Annotated in this window: 14 protein-coding genes; 4 read left to right on the forward strand and 10 right to left on the reverse strand. The window is 74.0% G+C overall.

Annotation, left to right across the window (positions count from 1 at the left end; genetic code table 11):
* Positions 1-21: 21 nt before the first annotated feature.
* The gene (locus LQF12_RS11955) at positions 22-420 is read right to left on the reverse strand and encodes a DUF3499 domain-containing protein (RefSeq protein ID WP_231053158.1); all 399 of its coding nucleotides are present in this window, start codon (positions 418-420) and stop codon (positions 22-24) included.
* Positions 421-517: 97 nt separating this feature from the next.
* On the opposite strand from LQF12_RS11955, the gene LQF12_RS11960 reads away from it, so the two are divergent.
* Positions 518-982: a metallopeptidase family protein gene (locus tag LQF12_RS11960; protein WP_231053159.1), complete on the forward strand. Its 465-nt coding sequence runs from the start codon at positions 518-520 to the stop codon at positions 980-982.
* A gap of 1 nt (position 983) precedes the next feature.
* On the opposite strand, the gene LQF12_RS11965 is transcribed toward LQF12_RS11960, so the two are convergent.
* Genes LQF12_RS11965 through LQF12_RS11975 form a run of 3 tightly spaced genes read right to left on the reverse strand, consistent with a single transcriptional unit; the run spans position 984 to position 6,383 of the window.
* Entirely contained in the window at positions 984-2,504 is a 1,521-nt protein-coding gene (locus LQF12_RS11965; protein ID WP_231053160.1) for a DUF5719 family protein, read from the reverse strand.
* Entirely contained in the window at positions 2,501-6,034 is a 3,534-nt protein-coding gene (locus tag LQF12_RS11970) for a glycosyltransferase (RefSeq protein WP_231053161.1), read from the reverse strand. The genes LQF12_RS11965 and LQF12_RS11970 overlap by 4 nt, the downstream gene beginning before the upstream one ends.
* Positions 6,035-6,059: 25 nt before the next feature.
* Complete coding sequence (locus LQF12_RS11975) at positions 6,060-6,383, reverse strand: WhiB family transcriptional regulator (RefSeq protein WP_435531186.1); 324 nt, start codon at positions 6,381-6,383, stop codon at positions 6,060-6,062.
* Positions 6,384-6,530: 147 nt separating this feature from the next.
* Between LQF12_RS11975 and LQF12_RS11980 the strand changes: the two genes are divergently transcribed.
* Positions 6,531-7,223 (forward strand): TIGR03089 family protein, encoded by a 693-nt coding sequence (locus LQF12_RS11980; protein WP_231053162.1) that lies wholly within the window; start codon positions 6,531-6,533, stop codon positions 7,221-7,223.
* 32 nt (positions 7,224-7,255) lie between these two features.
* Here LQF12_RS11980 and manA read toward each other — a convergent pair whose 3' ends face one another.
* Positions 7,256-8,428: a mannose-6-phosphate isomerase, class I gene (gene manA, locus LQF12_RS11985; RefSeq protein ID WP_231053163.1), complete on the reverse strand. Its 1,173-nt coding sequence runs from the start codon at positions 8,426-8,428 to the stop codon at positions 7,256-7,258.
* Positions 8,429-8,430: 2 nt separating this feature from the next.
* Positions 8,431-9,480 carry an NAD-dependent epimerase/dehydratase family protein gene (locus LQF12_RS11990; RefSeq protein WP_231053164.1) on the reverse strand — a complete coding sequence of 350 codons (1,050 nt, stop codon included), beginning with the start codon at positions 9,478-9,480 and terminating at the stop codon, positions 8,431-8,433.
* A 123-nt stretch (positions 9,481-9,603) separates the two neighbouring features.
* Here LQF12_RS11990 and LQF12_RS11995 point away from each other — a divergent pair, with 123 nt between their 5' ends.
* Positions 9,604-10,380, forward strand: a complete 777-nt coding sequence (locus tag LQF12_RS11995) for a glycosyltransferase family 2 protein (protein ID WP_231053165.1) — start codon at positions 9,604-9,606, stop codon at positions 10,378-10,380.
* A 4-nt stretch (positions 10,381-10,384) separates the two neighbouring features.
* On the opposite strand, the gene LQF12_RS12000 is transcribed toward LQF12_RS11995, so the two are convergent.
* The 4 genes from LQF12_RS12000 to LQF12_RS12015 all read right to left on the reverse strand — a co-directional run bounded on the left by LQF12_RS12000 (position 10,385) and on the right by LQF12_RS12015 (position 15,229).
* The gene (locus tag LQF12_RS12000; RefSeq protein WP_231053166.1) at positions 10,385-11,614 is read right to left on the reverse strand and encodes an amidohydrolase; all 1,230 of its coding nucleotides are present in this window, start codon (positions 11,612-11,614) and stop codon (positions 10,385-10,387) included.
* A 26-nt stretch (positions 11,615-11,640) separates the two neighbouring features.
* Positions 11,641-12,942, reverse strand: a complete 1,302-nt coding sequence (locus LQF12_RS12005) for a nucleotide sugar dehydrogenase (protein ID WP_231053167.1) — start codon at positions 12,940-12,942, stop codon at positions 11,641-11,643.
* 72 nt (positions 12,943-13,014) lie between these two features.
* Positions 13,015-14,142 carry a glycosyltransferase family 2 protein gene (locus LQF12_RS12010; RefSeq protein WP_231053168.1) on the reverse strand — a complete coding sequence of 376 codons (1,128 nt, stop codon included), beginning with the start codon at positions 14,140-14,142 and terminating at the stop codon, positions 13,015-13,017.
* Complete coding sequence (locus LQF12_RS12015) at positions 14,129-15,229, reverse strand: glycosyltransferase (protein WP_231053169.1); 1,101 nt, start codon at positions 15,227-15,229, stop codon at positions 14,129-14,131. Before LQF12_RS12015 ends, LQF12_RS12010 begins: the two co-directional genes overlap by 14 nt.
* A 127-nt stretch (positions 15,230-15,356) precedes the next feature.
* Here LQF12_RS12015 and wecB point away from each other — a divergent pair, with 127 nt between their 5' ends.
* Positions 15,357-16,430 carry a non-hydrolyzing UDP-N-acetylglucosamine 2-epimerase gene (gene wecB / locus LQF12_RS12020; protein WP_231053170.1) on the forward strand — a complete coding sequence of 358 codons (1,074 nt, stop codon included), beginning with the start codon at positions 15,357-15,359 and terminating at the stop codon, positions 16,428-16,430.
* Positions 16,431-16,440 lie beyond the last annotated feature (10 nt).

Consider the following 16,440-nt stretch of genomic DNA (forward strand, 5'->3'; position numbering starts at 1 on the left):
GCACGCAGCACGGACGACGCGCTACTCCTCCTCGCCGCGGATGACCCGCAGGTGTCCCCGCCGGCTCGCCTCGGTCATCGGACGGCTCTGCGTCACCGGCGCCGGCACCACGGGTCCACGCGCGGCCGGCACGCTGCTCGGCGGCGGGGTGCGGGAGGCCTCACGCACGGCGTCGGCGAGCGCCAGCAGGTCGTCCGAGCTGGGCGGTGCGGGCTCGAACTCGGTGGCCAGGCGCACCACGTCCCAGCCGCGCGGCACCGTCAGCCGCTCGGCGTGCTGGGCGCACAGGTCGTAGGTGTGGGGTTCGGCGTGCGTGGCCAGCGGGCCCAGCACGGCGGTGGAGTCCGAGTACACGTACGTGAGCGTGGCCACGGCTGGTTCCGTGCACGCTGAACGGCTGCATCCTCGGGTGGGTCTCACCCCTCCACGGTACCGCCCCGGGGGCCGCCGATCCGGCCGGGCCACGCCGGGCCACGCCGGGCAGGACCAGGCTCAGCAGGTCTGGCAGGCTGGGCCCATGTCCGCATCGTTCCGCCCGCTGGTGCCGCACGGGTCCGCCTACGCGAACCCGCCCCGCCGCCGGGACCGGCACGGCCGCGGGGTGCGCGGGCCGCTGATCCCGCCGGCGCTGCCGGGGTGGCGTACCCGGTCCGAGCGCTTCGACGAGTCGGTGCTGACCATCCTGGAGCACGTGGAGCGTCACCTCGGCGATGCCCTCGACGGGCTGGAAATCGGCGTGGAGGAGGTGCCGCCGAGCAACCCGGCCCCGTGGGAGAGCGGAGCGGTGCCGCTGGGCCGGTACTTCGCCGCCGACCCCGCCGCCGGGCTCCCCCACCGGATCGTGGTCTATCGCCGCCCGGTGGTGGCCCGGGCCGAGGACGAGCTCGAGCTCACCGCGCTGGTCCACGACGTGCTGGTCGAGCAGATCGCGCAGATGCTGGGTCGCTCTCCGGAGGACATCGACCCGGACTTCCGCGGCTGACTCAGCTCGCGCCCACGTGCACCGCGACGCTCTGGTCCGAGTGCGCGTCCGGGGTTATCGGCACCAGCCCGATCAACGTGCCCTCCTCGGTGCCGGCGCTCAGCGTCAGGCTCGCCAGCACCGGGGCACCGGAGATCTCGACGGCGACCGCGCCCGCCAGGCCGAGGTCCTCCGGGCTCGAGGTGCTCAGGGCGGGGATCCTGACCTCGACCGGTTCCCCGCGCGCCCCCTCGGGATCCACCGTGCGCACCGTGACCGTGCGGTCCTGCTCGCCCGGATTCGTCAGGGCCAGCGCCGCCTCGTCCACCAGCGCATCATCGGCGGGCAGGGCGAACAGGCCGTGCTCGCTCGGTTCGGCGGCCGGCAACCACGCCCGATCGCTCAGCGTCCGGTCCGGGTCGAGCTCGCTCGGGGCGCCCTCGCGCTTGATCCGCACGGCACCGGTGACGGGCTGGTCACTGGTGACGCGCACGCTCGCCGCACCGGCATCGATGCCGTCGAGGGCGATGTCGCTCGCGGTGCCTGCCTCCACCACGAGCGCCTCGGCGCCGGGCAACGTGCTCGCGCCCTCCCCGAGCACCTCGATGGTCACCTCCGCCGTCTCCTGGCCGGGGTTGACCAGCCGGAGCATCGCCGTCCCGGACTCGTCCACCACCGGGAAGGGCCCCACGTACAGCTCGGTCGCCGGGTCCGCCGCCGGGCCGATGACGGCGCTGCCCTGGGAGACCAGCCCGTCCAGCACGGTCTCCTGCAGGGAGGCGGTCACGCGCCCACCCTCGGCGGCGATGTGCAGTCCCAGCCGCGACTCCAGGGTCAGCGCCTCCAGCAGCACGCTGGTCACGTCCCCCGGCGCGATCGCCGACGTGAACGGCTCCACCGCACCCACGCTCCCCCAGCCGCGCACCGTCACGGTCACCGGCGTCTGGCCCGGGTTGGTCAACGTCAGCCTCGAGCTGGACCCGGGCTCGGTCTGCCCGCCCACGAGCCACGCCGAGGAAGCCGGGCTCGTGCAGGAGGCGGCGGTGAGGCCGCGCAGGTCACCGGCACCGGTGCGCGCGAGCGAGAGGCCGGCCGCCAGCGCCGCCTGCTCGGAGGGCTGGGCCTGCAGCAACAGCGGCTCCGGGCTCTCGGACTCGACGAGGCGCACGGATCCGGCCGCGGGGATCTCGCTGCCGGCCGATCCCAGCTCCCCGGCACTCGCCGTGGCCGGCTCCTGCCCGTCCCGGCCGAGCACCACCCCGACGTCGGCGAGCTCGCTCTCCCCGCCGGTCTCGAACTGCTCGTCGTAGTCCAGGTCGCCGCCGTCCCCGGTGGGCAGCAGCGGCACCGGCGGGCACACCAGCGTCACCGGGGCCGCACCCACGTCGATCTGCGCGGGTTCCAGCCCGGGTGACTCGGCGGGTGGGCGCAGGGTCGCGGCTGCCACGAGGCCGCCGGCGAGCGCCAGCACGCCCGCGCCGGTGAGCACTCGCCCGACGCCGCTCAGCACCTGGCGCACACGGGATGCGGATGAGTCACTCATGCGTCCTCCCCTCGTCGGCGGCGGGTGGGCAGGGCGAGCAGGGCGGTCAGCGCCAGCACCACCACCGTGAGGATCTGCCAGGGCTGGTACCAGGCCGGGCGGAAGGCGAGCACGAGCTCACCGCGGGCGCCGTCGGGGATCGAGAACGCCTGCTGCCAGCCGGAGTCCACCGCGCGCAGCGCCGTGCCGCCCAGCCATGCGCGCCACGAGGGGTCGCTGCGTTCGGCGAGGACGACGGTGCGGCCGGTGCCCTCAGCATCGAGGGTGTCGCGGATCTGACCGTCGGTGCCGCTCACGTTGGCCACGAGGGCGCCGCCGGAGTCGCGGATCTGCGCGCGGGCGATGTCGGCATCGCTCGACTCCTCAGAGGTCCGTACCCGCCAGATCACCCCGGACTCGTTCTCGGTGACCCGGTCCAGTCCGACCACCGAGTCCAGCAGCGGGATCAACCGGGTGCGGGCCGCAGCGTCCAGCGGGGCACGCGTGACGTCGGAGGTGGCCGGGACGACGATCACCGAGATCGCATGGCCGGCGAACGTCTCCGCGACCTCGGTGGCGGTGCCCTGGGTGAGCCGGGCGACCACGGCCGCCAGTTCCTGCGCCGCCGGATCGGAGGTGCCCCCGGCCGTCTGCTGCCACTGCCGCAGCGCTGCGACCGTCGAGCTCTCGGTCAGCTGCGGGCCCGGTCCACGCCAGATCTGGGCGTCGACGCCCTCACCGGTGGCGGTCAGGGCGAGCACCCGGGCCTGCTGTTCCGACCCCTGCAGCTCCTCGGCGAGAGCCGGCACAGGGGGTGCGCCGCGGTCGTGCAGCAGCATCGCCTGGGCATCGAGGCCGCCGTCGCGCTCTGAGACCACGCGGGCACCGTGGGTCAGGCCCGTGGTCAGCAGCGCCAGCGTGATGGCGAGGGTCCCGACGGCCACGCCCAGCTGCCGCCACCCGAAGCTGGCACCCGAGAGCGCGCCCCGCAATCCGTCCACGCCGCTGGCCGCGGCGATCAGCAGCCCGGCCAGTGCCAGCGAGGCGCCGGGGCCCGCCCATCCGGTCACCGCGGCGATCTCGCCACCGGCCTCACGCCCCAGCCCGACGACGACCCGGCCCGAGAGCTCGGCCGTCACCACGCCCAGGCTCACCAGCAGCCAGCCGAGCCGGACCGCGCGGGAGCGTCCTGCGCCGCGCAGCAATGCCAGCAGCGCGATGATCACCAGCACCCCCGAGGCCGCCAGCGGCAGGTAGGCCCCAGCACCGCCATCCATCACCACGCCGCCCTCCCAGGCCGGCGGTTGCGGCCAGCCGAGCAGCCGCAGCCAGGCGGGACCGTGATCGATGGCCAGGCCCGCGCCGGGGTCGGCGAGCAGCGCCCGCCAGCCGTCCGTGGTAGCCAGGGCATGCACCCCGAGCGGCAACATCACCACCACCGCCGGCACCAGCACCAGCACCAGGCGCCCGCGGCCCACCGGCAGCCGGCGGCGCCGGCCCAGACCGGCAGCGAGGATGAGGATGGCCGGCACGGCGGCTGCGAGCAGCACCGGCGCCCCCGCCACCACCACGGCGAAGGCGAGTCCGGCCGCGGCGGCGGCGCCGAGCGAGCCGGCGCGGGAGATGCGCGAGACCACCGAGGCGCGGGGCGTCTCCTCCTCCGGCGCCGGGCGGCTGCGGGGAGTGCGCGGCGTGCGCGGAGTGCGCTGCGGCACCTCCTCGGCCTTGGCCTCCTCCGACCCGACCTCGGCCAGGGCGGCGAGCCGGGCCCGCTTGGCCTCACGTGCGGAGACACCCTTGGCCACGCGCGCCCGGGGCAGGCGCTGGGCTCCGACCATGCCGGAGACGATGACATCGCGCCGGTCCAGGCCCAGAGAGCGCACCACCCCGAGCAGCACCAGCGGCAGCAGCAGATGGGCGAGCACGCCGCCCACCCGGCCGGCGCCCAGGCCCAGCAGCAACGACGGCCCGAGCGCCCACGTCAGGGCCACCCACGCACGCACCAGCACCGAGCGGGTGGCAGCCCCGGCGGCGAACCAGGCGGAGAGGGCCGCCAGCGGTACCGCCAGCACGAGCAGCAGCGAGATCGAGGTGTGCAGGGGCACCCCCCACAGTCCGCCGGTGAGCAGCGAGAGCGCGCCGAGCACCAGCAGGAACGGGTCCGGCGGCCCGGGCTGGCCGTCACCCGCGGCGATCCACGCGGAGGTGGCCGCGTGCCAGACACCGGCGAAGTCGGCGTCAGCCGGCAGCAGCGCCCCGCCGATCAGCGGTCCGGTCAAGACCGTGGGCAGGATCGTGACGGCGGCCAGCGCCGAGGACAGTAGAAGCACCCCGGCCAGGGCGAGGCGCCGCCGTCGGGCGACGGAGGCCCGCTCGGCCATCTCCAGCTCGCTCGGCGTGCGGGCGGCCCGGCGGGCGGCGGCGCGCAGCAGCCGGCGGTCGCGCCGCAATCGCCACACGTCCCGCCAGCTCGCCTGCAGTGGCCGTAACCGGCGCCGGGGCAGCCGCCGGGTGCGGCCGGCGTGCCGGCGTGCCCGCGCGATCGCCCCCGGCCGGGCCAGCACCGCCAGCGGTGCGAGGAGCTCCTGCACCGTCAGGGCCAGCTCCTTGGTGCTCACGCGCCACAGCGCACGCACCACCCCGACGACGACGGCGGCTACCGCAAGCACGGGCACGAGCGGCGCGGGGGCGCTGACCAGTCGCAGGTGCAGTGCCGCCCTGCGGCGCTCACGGAAGGAGCGGCGCGGGTCAGGCCGCCGGTGCCCGTCCTCGCGCAGGCCCCGGTAGGAGAGCCGGGCGTGGCGGATCACCGCGGTGGGCGCCACCACCACGCGGTGGCCGGCGAGGCGGGCGCGCTGGCACAGGTCACGGCCGTCCTCGAACGGTCCCAGGGCGGCGTCGGGGCCGCCAAGGAGGTCCCACAACTCGGTGGCGATCAGCATCCCGGCGGTACCGACGGCCAGGACGTCCTCGCGCCCGTCGTGCTGGCCCTGGTCGATCTCCCGGTCCTCGATGCCGGTGAAGCGCAGTCCCCCGGGGGTGGCGCGCACCCCGACGGAGATCAGCCGCTCGGGGCGGTCCCAGTCGACCTGCTTGCAGCCCACCACGGTGATCGCCCGGGAGGCCTCCACCGTGTGCAGGAGCTCGGCGGCCGCCTCCGGTGCGGGGGCGGAATCGTCGTGCAGGAGCCACAGCCACTGCGGTTCCTGGCCGGACACCGGGCTCGATCCAGGGCCTGACCCGGGGCCGGGCGTCCCGTCCGCCTTCTGCTCCGCCTTCTGGGCCGCCGCGAGCGCGCGGCGCACGGCCGAGCCGAAGGTGTCGGCATCGGGCACCGGGACCACGCGGACGCGGCTGCGGTCGAGCCCGGCGTCGGCGACCAGCCGTTCCCACTCCTGCGAGGTGGCGGCGCGGCCCGTGCCGAGCGCCGCGATCAGCACCTCATCCACCGGCCGGGTCTGGGCCGCCAGGGCCGCCAGGGTGTGCGGGAGGTAGCGAGAGGCCACCGGTGCGACGACGACGGCGCGCAGGCGGACCTCGCTGGTGGTCATGAAGGCATCGTGAGTCCGGGTGCGATCAGATGGCGCGGCGCTTCAGCTTGCGCCGCTCCCGCTCGGAGAGCCCGCCCCAGATACCGAACCGCTCATCGTGGGCCAGCGCATACTCCAGGCACTCCGACCTCACGTCACAGGAGACGCACACGCGCTTGGCCTCGCGGGTCGATCCGCCCTTCTCGGGGAAGAACGCCTCCGGGTCCGTCTGCGCGCACAGGGCCCGCTCCTGCCACGACAGTGCACCTTCGTCCTCGAAGGGCTCACCGAATGTGAGGGGATGCTCAGGCCGCGGCGCGGGTTGCGGCACACCGGAGGTCAGCGGCCCCTCGCCTAGGATGTTCCACACAGCTGCCCCAATCGTCCGACATGCAGTGCGCGGGGCCGGTGAGCCCGCACTGACTGCTTGACCTAAATTACACGCGTGTCATCCGTGGAAAGTCAAGCCCGGAGGTGATATCCAGCGAGATCGGCCCGGGCCGCGTATCCTTCCCGGATGCCAGGAATCGCAACGCTTCTCGATCAGTGGACCAGCGAGCCGGGGCAGCCCCGGCTGACCTGGTACGGACCCGATGGGGAACGCGTGGAGCTCACCGGCCGGGTCATGGCGAACTGGGTGGCCAAGGCCACGAACCTGCTCGCCGAGGAGGCAGACCTGCAGGCCGCGGGCCATCTCGAGCTCGACCTGCCGGTGCACTGGCGCACCGCCGTCTGGGCCCTGGCCGCCTGGACCTGCGGGGCGAGCGCGGGCACCGGCCCGGGCGGGGCTCCCGAGGCCCTCGTGACCACGGTGGATCGGCTCGGCGGGCCTCCCCCGGCGGAGGTCACGATCGTGATCGCGCTGCCGGCGCTGGCGATGTCGGTCGACGACGCCCCGCCCGGCACCCTCGATGGCGCGGCGGAATTGATGAGCCAGCCGGACGTCCTGATCCACCCGGTGCCCGCCCCCGGCACCGGTCCCGCCGCGGGCTGGCGCACCGACGGCGAGACGGTGGATCTGCTGGCCGGCACGGCCGGCAGCAGCCGGGTGCTCCTCGACGCCACCACCGTGAGCGTGACGGAGTTCCTCGCCTCCGCGGTGCGGGCGTGGGGCGGCGGTGGCTCGGTGGTCCTGGTGGGCGACCCGGAGGCCGACCTCGAGCGGATCGCCCAGCAGGAGGGCACCGACGGCGGCCCACCGGCAGGGTGAGTCCGCGCGCCTGGCGGCGTGCCGGGTTTGCCTCAGGGCACCCCGGCCTGCACCAGGCGCCCGGTACCGGACAGGCGCACCAGTGCCTCCTCGGCGCTGAGGAACAGCGCCTCGCCCTGGCTGAGCGCGTGGGCGGACCCGGCGGTCTCGACCGTCAGCTCGCCCGCCAGGCCCACCAGGATGCGCGGACCGCGACCGCGGAGGGCGCGGCCGTCGGTGCGGTCGACGGTGGCGACCGAGAGCTCGAAGTCGTCGACCGGGGCGTAGAAGACCTCCGTCCCGGCGCCGTCGGTCTCGGCGGCGATGCGGATCGGCGGGGCGGCCACGGGGTCGACGGTGGCGAGCAGCTCGTCGACGTCGATGCGCTTGGCCGTCAGGCCGGCGCGCAGCACGTTGTCGGAGTTGGCCATCAGCTCCACGCCGAACCCGCTGAGGTAGGAGTGCACGCACCCGGCCGGGACGAACATCGCCTCCCCCGGCTGAAGCGTGACAGGGTTGAGGAGCAGCGCGGCCACGGCGCCCGGGTCGCCCGGGTGCTGCTCGTCCAGGAGGCCCACCAGGCGGTCGGCACGGGGCGAGGGCGAGCGGCCTGAGGCCAGGCGCTGCCGGCATCGCTGAGCCAGGGCACTGACCTCGGTGTCGCAGCTGCCGGAGAGGACCCGGGTGAACACGGCGTGCACCCCCGGCGCGGCCGGGGCCGAGCGCAGCACGGCCGCCAGCTCCTGGGCGAGCGGGGCGTCGAGGCCCTCGAGCAGCTCGGCCACCCGACGCGGTGCGCGGAAGCCGCACACCGCCTCGAACGTGGTCAGCGCGTAGACGAGCTCGGGTTTGTGATTGGCGTCGGGATAGTTGCGCTGCCCGGCGGGCACGCCGGCGCGCTCCTCGCGCGCGAACCCGGCTCTGGCCTGGTCGAGGTTGGGGTGGACCTGCAGGGAGAGCGGACGCTCCGGGGCGATCAGCTTGAGCAGATAGGGCAGCCGGCGGCCGAACCGGGCGATCACGTCCGCGCCGAGCAGGCGCTCGGGGTCGCGCTCCAGCAGGGCGGCCAGGTCGGAGCCCGCTCGCAGCGGGGTCGGAGCGCTGGGGTGCGCACCGAACCACAGCTCGGCCACCGGATCGGCCCCCGGGGGGCCACCGAGGAACTCGGGGATGACGCGGGTCGAGCCCCAGGGGTAGGTCCGGGGTGCGGGCAGCAGCGGGTACACGGTCAGCGCGAGACCTCGGCCGGGGGCAGGTGGATCACCGGCGCCGCGTCACGGCCCTCGCGCAGGTACCAGGTGACCATCTGCTCGATGCCGTCGGGCAGGCTGACGGCGGGGGTGAAGCCGGCTTCCCGGATCCGGTCCGCGGCGAAGGCGGTCTCGGCGTCGGAGAGCTTGCGCACCCGGGCGGAGGTGATCGGCAGGTCCTTGCCCGTCACCTTCCCCACCAGGTCGAACGGGCGGGCCGCGAGCAGCACGGGCGCGAGCGGGAGCCGCAACCGTGGCTCGGTGCGGCCCAGGGCGCGGTAGACGGTCGAGACGGTCTCGCGGGAGGTCAGGTCCGGCTTGTCCGCGTAGTTGTAGACCTCCGCCGTGCCCGCGGCCAGGCGGGAGGGGGCGCTCCACAGGTAGCCGATGGCCTGCACCAGGTTCGTCACGAAGCACATGCTCTTGCGGTTGCGTCCCGGGCCCACCGGGAGGAACCGGCGGGTGTCGATCTGGTGGATCAGCTTGTAGAGGTTGGCGAAGTTGCGCGGTCCGAACACCACGGCCGGGCGCACGATCAGCGCCCGGCGCTCGGCCGGGGCGGCGGCCTCCCACTCCCGGTAGACGGCCTCGGCGGCGAGCTTGGTGCGGCCGTAGTCGTTCACCGGTGCCGGGGCGGTCGTCTCATCCGGCGGCTCGGTGTGCTCGCCGTAGACCGCCACCGAGGAGTAGAAGCACAGGTTGGTGATGCCGTGGTGCTCCATCGCGGCCACCACCGCCCGCGCCCCGCCGACGTTGACCGACTCGAAGGTGGCGGTGGCGATCCCGAAGTCGTGGTGGGCGGCGGCCAGGTTGAGCACGGCGGTGCAGCCGGTCATCGCCCGGGTCAGCGCCTCCACGTCGCGCACGTCACCGAGGATCGTCTCGTCGCGGCCGGCGGGGTCGGGGTGCAGGTCGAAGCGGACCAGCTCGGCACCGAGGGCGGTGAGGACTGCCTCGAGGTGGGAGCCGACGAAGCCGGAGCTGCCGATGACCAGGATCTTCGACCCCGGACCGATCGTGTTGGCCACCCCTGTCTCCTTCCGACTGGCACTGGCGTTGGACTGGCACTGGGCGCCCTCACGCTACCGTGGCTGCAGGCCGGTCCCGAGCAGGAGGGGCCGCGCTTGTCGCTGATGGAGGAACGAGGTCCGATGCCCCTGGTCTCAGTGATCATGCCGGTCCACGACGCCGTGGCGACCGTGGGCGCCGCGATCCGGTCGGTGCAGGAGCAGTCCCACACCGACTGGGAGCTGCTGATCACCGACGACGCCTCCACCGACGGCAGCTGGGATCTGGTGCAGCGCCTCGCCGAGGAGGACTCGCGGATCAAGCCGGCGCGTGCCGAGGTCTCGGGCGGGGCGGCGCGGGCACGCAATGCCGCGATCGACCGGGCAGCCGGCTCGTATGTCGCCTTCCTCGACGCCGACGACCAGTGGCTTCCGCGCAAGCTGGCGCGCCAGCTCGCCTTCGCCGCGGACACGGCCGCCCCGCTGACGTTCACCGCCTACTACAAGGTGGCCGCCGACTTCGAGGGCGAGGCCGGGCAGTTCGCGCCCAACGACCGGGTCGTGCACGCCCCGCCGCAGCTCGACTACCGGGCGATGCTGCGCCAGAACCACATCGGCTGCCTGACGGCGATGTACGACGTCGGCGCCCTGGGGCTGCGCCGGATGCCGGACCTGCGCAAGCGCCAGGACTACGGGCTATGGCTGTCGATCCTGCGCGAGGGCGGCAGCGCCCACGGGCTGGACGAGCCGCTGGCCCTCTATCGGGAGGCACGCCCGGGCTCACTCTCGGGTGGCAGCCGATTGCGGCTGGTGCGCTACAACTGGCAGCTCTACCGCGAGATCGAAGGCCTCTCGCTGCCCCGGTCGGTGTGGGCACTGGGGCAGGTGACCATCAACTCGACGCTCAAGCGCCGGGTCTGAGGCTCTACGCCCGGAAGCGTTCGCTGCGTTCGACCACCCGCGGCCCGCCCTCGCCCGGGACGAGCACCGGCGTGCCGCCGATGATCACCTGCTCCACCCGGGACTCGAGTTCGAGCGGGTCACCGGACCAGAGCACGACGTCGCCGTCGCGGCCGGGCTCGAGAGCGCCCACCCGGTCGTCGAGGCCGAGGATGGCGGCGGGGTTGCGGGTCAGGGCGGCCAGCGCGGTCTCGCGCGGCAGGCCCTCCTTCACGGCGAAGGTGGCCTGGTGGACGAGGAAGTTGATCGGCACCACGGGGTGGTCGGTGGTGATGGCGACCTGCACCCCGGCCCGGTCGAGGGCGACGAGGTTGGCGATGTCGCGCTCGCGCACCTCCACCTTCACCCGGGAGGTGAACATGGGGCCGTAGATGACCGGGATCTGCTTCTCGGCCAGCACATCGGCGATCTTGTGGCCCTCGGTGCCGTGGTTGACCACGAGGCGGTAGCCGAACTCCTCGGAGATGCGGATCGCGGTGGCGATGTCGTCGTGGCGGTGGCAGTGCTGGTCCCAGGCGAGGGTGCCCTCGAGGACGTCGGCGAGGGTTTCCTTGGTGAGGTCGCGGGCGAACGGCTTGCCGTCGGCGGCGGCCGCGGCGCGCTCCTCGGCGTAGGTGCGGGCAGCCACGAACGCCTCCCTGAGCACGGCCGCCACGCCGAGGCGGGTGGAGGGGGTGGTCTTCTTCTCGCCATAGACGCGCTTGGGGTTCTCCCCCAGCGCCGACTTCACGGACACGTCGGCGCTGAGCACCTGCTCGTCGACGGTGCGCCCACCCCAGGTCTTGATGGCCACGGTGCGCCCACCGATGGGGTTTCCCGAGCCGGGCTTGATGACGGCGGTGGTCACCCCGCCGTGCAGGGCGTCGCGGAAGCCGAGCTCCTCGATGTCGATCCCGTCGATCGCGCGGAAGCGAGCGCCGTTGGGATCGGTCATCTCGTTGGTGTCGTTGCCCGACCAGCCCTCGCCGTCCTCGTGGACGCCCAGGTGGCCGTGGGCCTCGACGAACCCGGGCAGCACCCAGGAGCCGGTCGCGTCGATCACGCGGGCGCCCTCGGGCACCGCCGTGTCCGATCCGCCGACGGCGGTGATGACGCCGTCACTGACCACGACCGTGCCGCAGTCGATGGCGGGGCCGCTGACGGGGACGACGTGGCCGCCGGTGATGGCGAGGACGGAGGGGGCGCTGGTGCTCATGCCCCCAGGGTAGGCATGCCCGGGCCTCAGCTGGGCGTGCCCACTCCGACGGTCAGGTGCTGCACGCCGGGCCAGCTCGCGGCCGCGGTGATGCGGCGGCCGTCGACCATCACCTGCACTCCCGGCAGGTCGGCGGGGGTGAGGCCGGCGTAGTCGCGGTGGTCGGCCTGGACGATCGCGGCGTCCACGGGCTCGCCCAGGTGGTAGGCGGTGAAGCCGTAGCCGGCCAGCTCCTCGTCGGAGTACATCGGGTCGTGCACCAGGACCTCGGCGCCGGCCTCGCGCAGGGCGTCGACGGCGGGGAAGACCCCGGAGAAGGCGGTCTCCTTCACCCCGCCCCGGTAGGAGGCCCCCAGCACGACGACCCGCTTGCCCTCGAGCCCGCCGAGGGCGCCGGCCGCCAGGCCGACGGTGTAGGCGGGCATCTGCATGTTCGCCTGCCGGGCGGTGCGCACCACGGTGGCATCCGGATCGGTCCACAGGTACAGGCGCGGGTAGACCGGGATGCAGTGGCCCCCGACGGCGATGCCCGGCCGGTGGATGTGGGAGTAGGGCTGAGAGTTCGAGGCGTCGATCACCTGGTGGACGTCGATACCGTTCGCGGCGGCGAAGCGGCCGAACTCGTTCGCCAGGGCGATGTTGACGTCGCGGTAGGTGGTCTCGGCGAGCTTGGCCATCTCGGCCGCCTCGGCGCTGCCCAGGTCCCAGACGCCGTTTGCGCGCTCGAGGTCGGGCCGGTCGTCGAAGCTGAGCACCGCCTCGTAGAACTCGCGGGCACGCGCCGCGCCGGCCTCGGAGAGGCCGCCGATGAGCTTGGGGTACTTACGCAGATCGGCGAAGACGCGCCCGGTGAGCACCCGCTCCGGCGAGAAGACGACGTGGAAGTCCTCACCCTCGCGCAGGCCGGAGATCTCCTCGAGCATCGGCTTCCAGCGGGTGCGGGTGGTGCCCACCGGCAGGGTCGTCTCGTAGGAGACCAGGGTGCCCGGGGTCAGGTGCTCGGCCAGGGAGCGGGTGGCGGAGTCCATCCAGCCGAAGTCCGGCTCCCAGCTGGCGTCGTCGACGAAGAGCGGCACCACGAGCACCACGGCGTCGCTGCCCGGCACGGCGTCGGCGTAGTCGGTCGTGGCGCGAAGCCGGCCGGCCGGAACGAGTTCGGCCAGCCGGTCGGCGAGCTCGGCCTCGCCGGGGAACGGCTCGGTGCCGGCGTTGACGAGGTCGACCACGCGTGGTGAGACGTCGAGACCGATGACATCGTGCCCGGCACCCGCGAACTGGACCGCCAGCGGTAGACCGATCTTGCCGAGACCCACGACGGTGATCTGCATGATTCTCCTCGCACGTTGGGGAACCGGTTCGGCCCGGGCCCTCACGATAGTAGTCAGCGCCGGCGGGGCGCCTCACCGGTTCAGCAGCGACGCCCCCATCACCCGCGCCGGCGCCTCCCGGGCGAGCAGCTGGGCCGGGTCCCGGGTGAGCAGCGTGCGGGGGCGGCCATGTTTGCGCCGCGCCACCGCGAGCGCCAGCATCCGCTCGGTGGGCGCGCCCTCGATAATCGCGTCCAGCAGATCGCGATCCGCCATCGACAGGACCGACTCCGCTCCTGGCGCCGCGCGCAACAGCCGGGTGGCGGTCTTGGCCAGGGCCTGGCGCTCCTCCTCGGTCCAGAACTGCGGGTCCTGCCTGTTCCACACCGCTCCGAAGAGGTGGATGCGCAGGTACTTCACCACCGCCGAGCGGCGCTGCAGGAGGCTGAGGCGCTCGAACCACGAGGCCTCGACGATGGTGCGCAGGAAACGCAGCTCGACGGCGATCGGCCGGGGCGCGTAGGTGACCCGATCGGTGGCGTCCTCCCCGATCACGTAGGCCGGGCCGGTGCGGTCGTAGGCGATCCGGCCGAGGAACCACAACCGGGTCACGAAGCCGACGTCGCCGCCGACCGGTGCCCCCTCCTCCAGGCGCAGGCCGAGGCGTTCGATCGCCTCCTTCGACACCACGCCCAGCGGAGCGCTGCGGTAGCAGAGCCGGTCGGCCACGCCGTCGAGGTTCGTGCGCCGCAGCGGCCGGGTGGGTGGGGTGGGCACGATCACGCGGCCATCGCCCCGCTCCAGCCGGGCGATCACGGCGTCGGCGCCGGAACGCTTGGCCAGCCAGTACCAGGAGGCCACCGCGCCGGGGGCGAGGACGTCGTCGGAGCCCATGATCGAGACGTATTCACCGGTGGCGGCAGCGATCCCGGCGTTGAACGGTCCCGAGGCGCTGCGATGGGAGTCGCGGTGCTCGAGGAAGTGCACCTGCTCGCGGTGGGCCGGGTCCAGCAGCGGGCGGATCTGGTCGGGTGAGATGTTGTGGCAGACGATGGTCAGCCGCGCGCCCCCGCCGTTGTGGTCGAGCACCGAACGCACCGCGCGGGCGATGGGGCGCTGGGTTGAGTGGACGGCGATGACCACGTCAACCCCGGGCCGGAGCGGAGGCTGCGGCTCGGTCGACTCCTGCTGCGGCGCAGTGGGCTCCTCAGGGCCGGGCACGCCGGTAGGCCTCGAGGTAGCCGTCGGTGACCCGAGCTGCGGAGAACCGCTCGGCCACGGTGGCAGCCACGTCACTGGCGTTCAGGTGCAGCGTGCTGTGCTCGAGGTCGATCACCGCATCAGCGTACGCGCCGGCGTCCTGCACGTGCACGAGCGAGCCGACCCGCGGGTCGATGTACTCCCCCTGCCCGCCGGTGGCTCCGACCACCACGGGGCGGCCCTCCACCAGCGCCTCGGCGGCGGAGACGCAGAAGTTGTCCCCCCGGGTGGGCAGGAAGAACAGGTCCGCATCGGCCAGGGCGGACCGGACGCCGTCGGAGTCCTGCGCCCCGCGCAGCCGGACGAGGTGCTCCACCCCGCGCTTGCGGGCGCGGCGCTCGACCTTGGTGCGCAGCGGGCCCGAGCCGATCCAGGTCAGGCGGGCCGGGTGACCGCGCCGGTCCAGCTCGGCCACGGTGTCCACGGCCAGCAGCGGGTCCTTGCGTTCCACCAACCCCCCGACGGCGACCAGCCGCATGGGAGTGCGGGGCCGCATCGGGCGATCCTGCAGATGGTCCGGGGAGGGCACGATGCAGGGCACCACGGTGGTCGGTGCACTCCGGCGCGCGCGGATCGGGGTGGCGAGGTAGTTGCAGACGGCGGTGACGACGTCCGGTCGCCGGACCAGCGGCCACAGCAGCGGCAGGGCCGCCCTCCACAGTAGCGGCAAGGTGCTGGGGGTGGTCAGGCCAGACCAGTGCTCGGTGTGCACCCACGGCACCCGGGGGCGCCACCACGCCATCGGCAGCAGCGCCGGGAAGGCCATGCTGTGGACGACGTCGGCGCCCTTGACGGCCGCGCGCAGCGCGCGCCCGGCCCGCAGCACCGACAGCGGCGAGCGGGGGTTCATGGGGATGCGGCGCACCCGGACGCCGTCGTGGGTGAGGGCCTGCTCGCCGTCGTCCTGGGCCGGCGGGACCAGGTGCACCACCTGGATCTGGGTGACCTCCGGGCGGTCGGCCAGGGCGGCTACGTCCCGGGCGACGAAGCTGCCCATGGTGGGGGCGTCGTCGGTGGGGAACCAAGGGGTGACGGCCAGGACCTTCATGCGTGTGCTCCCCTGCCGATCGCCACCTGTTTCATCCGCACCCCTCGAGTATGGCGCAGGCCGGGTGGCGGTTCGACTCGGGCCACGGTGACGGCGGCCACACGCCTCCGCGTGCCAGACTCGCCATGTGCGCATCGTCAGTGTGGTCGGGGCCCGGCCCCAGTTCGTCAAACTCGCCCCGGTGGCGGCTGCCTGCCGCGCGGCCGGGGTGGAGCACGTGATCGTGCACACCGGGCAGCACTACGACGCGCTGCTCTCGGACGTGTTCTTCAGCGCGCTGCACATCCCCGAGCCGGACGTGCAGCTGGGGATCGGATCGGGCGGTCACGGGGAGCAGACCGGGGCGATGCTCGCGGCGCTGGCGCCGGTGCTGAGCGCGCAGGACCCGGACTGGGTGCTGGTCTACGGGGACACGAACTCCACGCTCGCCGCCGCGCTGGCGGCGGTGAAGCTGCACCTGCCCGTGGCGCACCTGGAGGCGGGACTGCGCTCGTTCAACCGGCGCATGCCCGAGGAGCACAACCGGGTGCTGACCGACCACGCGGCCGACCTGCTGCTGGCGCCGACGGAGGTGGCGGCCTCGCACCTGGCGCGCGAGGGGCTGGCCGAGCGGACCGTGGTGGTCGGGGATGTGATGACCGATGTGGTGCATCAGGTCGCGGCGAACGTGGCCGATGCCGGGGAGCGGCTGCTCGGGCAGCTCGGGGTGAGGGCCGGCGAGTTCAGCGTGGCGACCCTGCACCGGGCGGAGAACACCGACGACGCCGCTCGGCTGGCAGGGATCGTGGCCGGGCTGGGCGCGGTCGATCATCCGGTGCTGCTGCTGGCCCATCCACGGCTGCGGGCCAAGGCCGGCGAGCACGGGGTGCCGCTGGAGTCGGGCGCGGTGCGGGTGCTCGATCCGCTCGGCTACCCGGACCTGGTGGCGCTGGTCTCCCGGGCCCGTGGGGTGATCACCGACTCCGGCGGGCTGCAGAAGGAGGCCTTCGAGCTGCGCGTGCCGTGCACCACCGTGCGGACGGAGACCGAGTGGGTCGAGACCGTGGAGCTGGGGTGGAACGTGCTGGCCGGCCCCGGGGAGATCGCGGCGGCTGCGACGCGGGAGCGGCCGGAGGAGACCGATGCGGCGCCGTACGGGGACGGGCATGCGGCGGAGCGGGTGGTCGAGGTGCTGGTGAACGAGACCGGACGCACGGCCTGACCGGACTCGC

This window comes from Ruania suaedae, from assembly GCF_021049265.1.
GTDB lineage: Bacteria > Actinomycetota > Actinomycetes > Actinomycetales > Beutenbergiaceae > Ruania > Ruania suaedae.

What these genes read in the sequence shown, in the direction of transcription:
- LQF12_RS11960 (WP_231053159.1), top strand. Translation starts at nt 518, where the DNA reads ATGTCCGCATCGTTCCGCCCGCTGGTGCCGCACGGGTCCGCCTACGCG.
- LQF12_RS11965 (WP_231053160.1), bottom strand. Translation starts at nt 2,504, where the DNA reads ATGAGTGACTCATCCGCATCCCGTGTGCGCCAGGTGCTGAGCGGCGTC.
- LQF12_RS11970 (WP_231053161.1), bottom strand. Translation starts at nt 6,034, where the DNA reads ATGACCACCAGCGAGGTCCGCCTGCGCGCCGTCGTCGTCGCACCGGTG.
- LQF12_RS11980 (WP_231053162.1), top strand. Translation starts at nt 6,531, where the DNA reads ATGCCAGGAATCGCAACGCTTCTCGATCAGTGGACCAGCGAGCCGGGG.
- LQF12_RS11995 (WP_231053165.1), top strand. Translation starts at nt 9,604, where the DNA reads ATGCCCCTGGTCTCAGTGATCATGCCGGTCCACGACGCCGTGGCGACC.
- LQF12_RS12000 (WP_231053166.1), bottom strand. Translation starts at nt 11,614, where the DNA reads ATGAGCACCAGCGCCCCCTCCGTCCTCGCCATCACCGGCGGCCACGTC.
- LQF12_RS12005 (WP_231053167.1), bottom strand. Translation starts at nt 12,942, where the DNA reads ATGCAGATCACCGTCGTGGGTCTCGGCAAGATCGGTCTACCGCTGGCG.
- LQF12_RS12015 (WP_231053169.1), bottom strand. Translation starts at nt 15,229, where the DNA reads ATGAAGGTCCTGGCCGTCACCCCTTGGTTCCCCACCGACGACGCCCCC.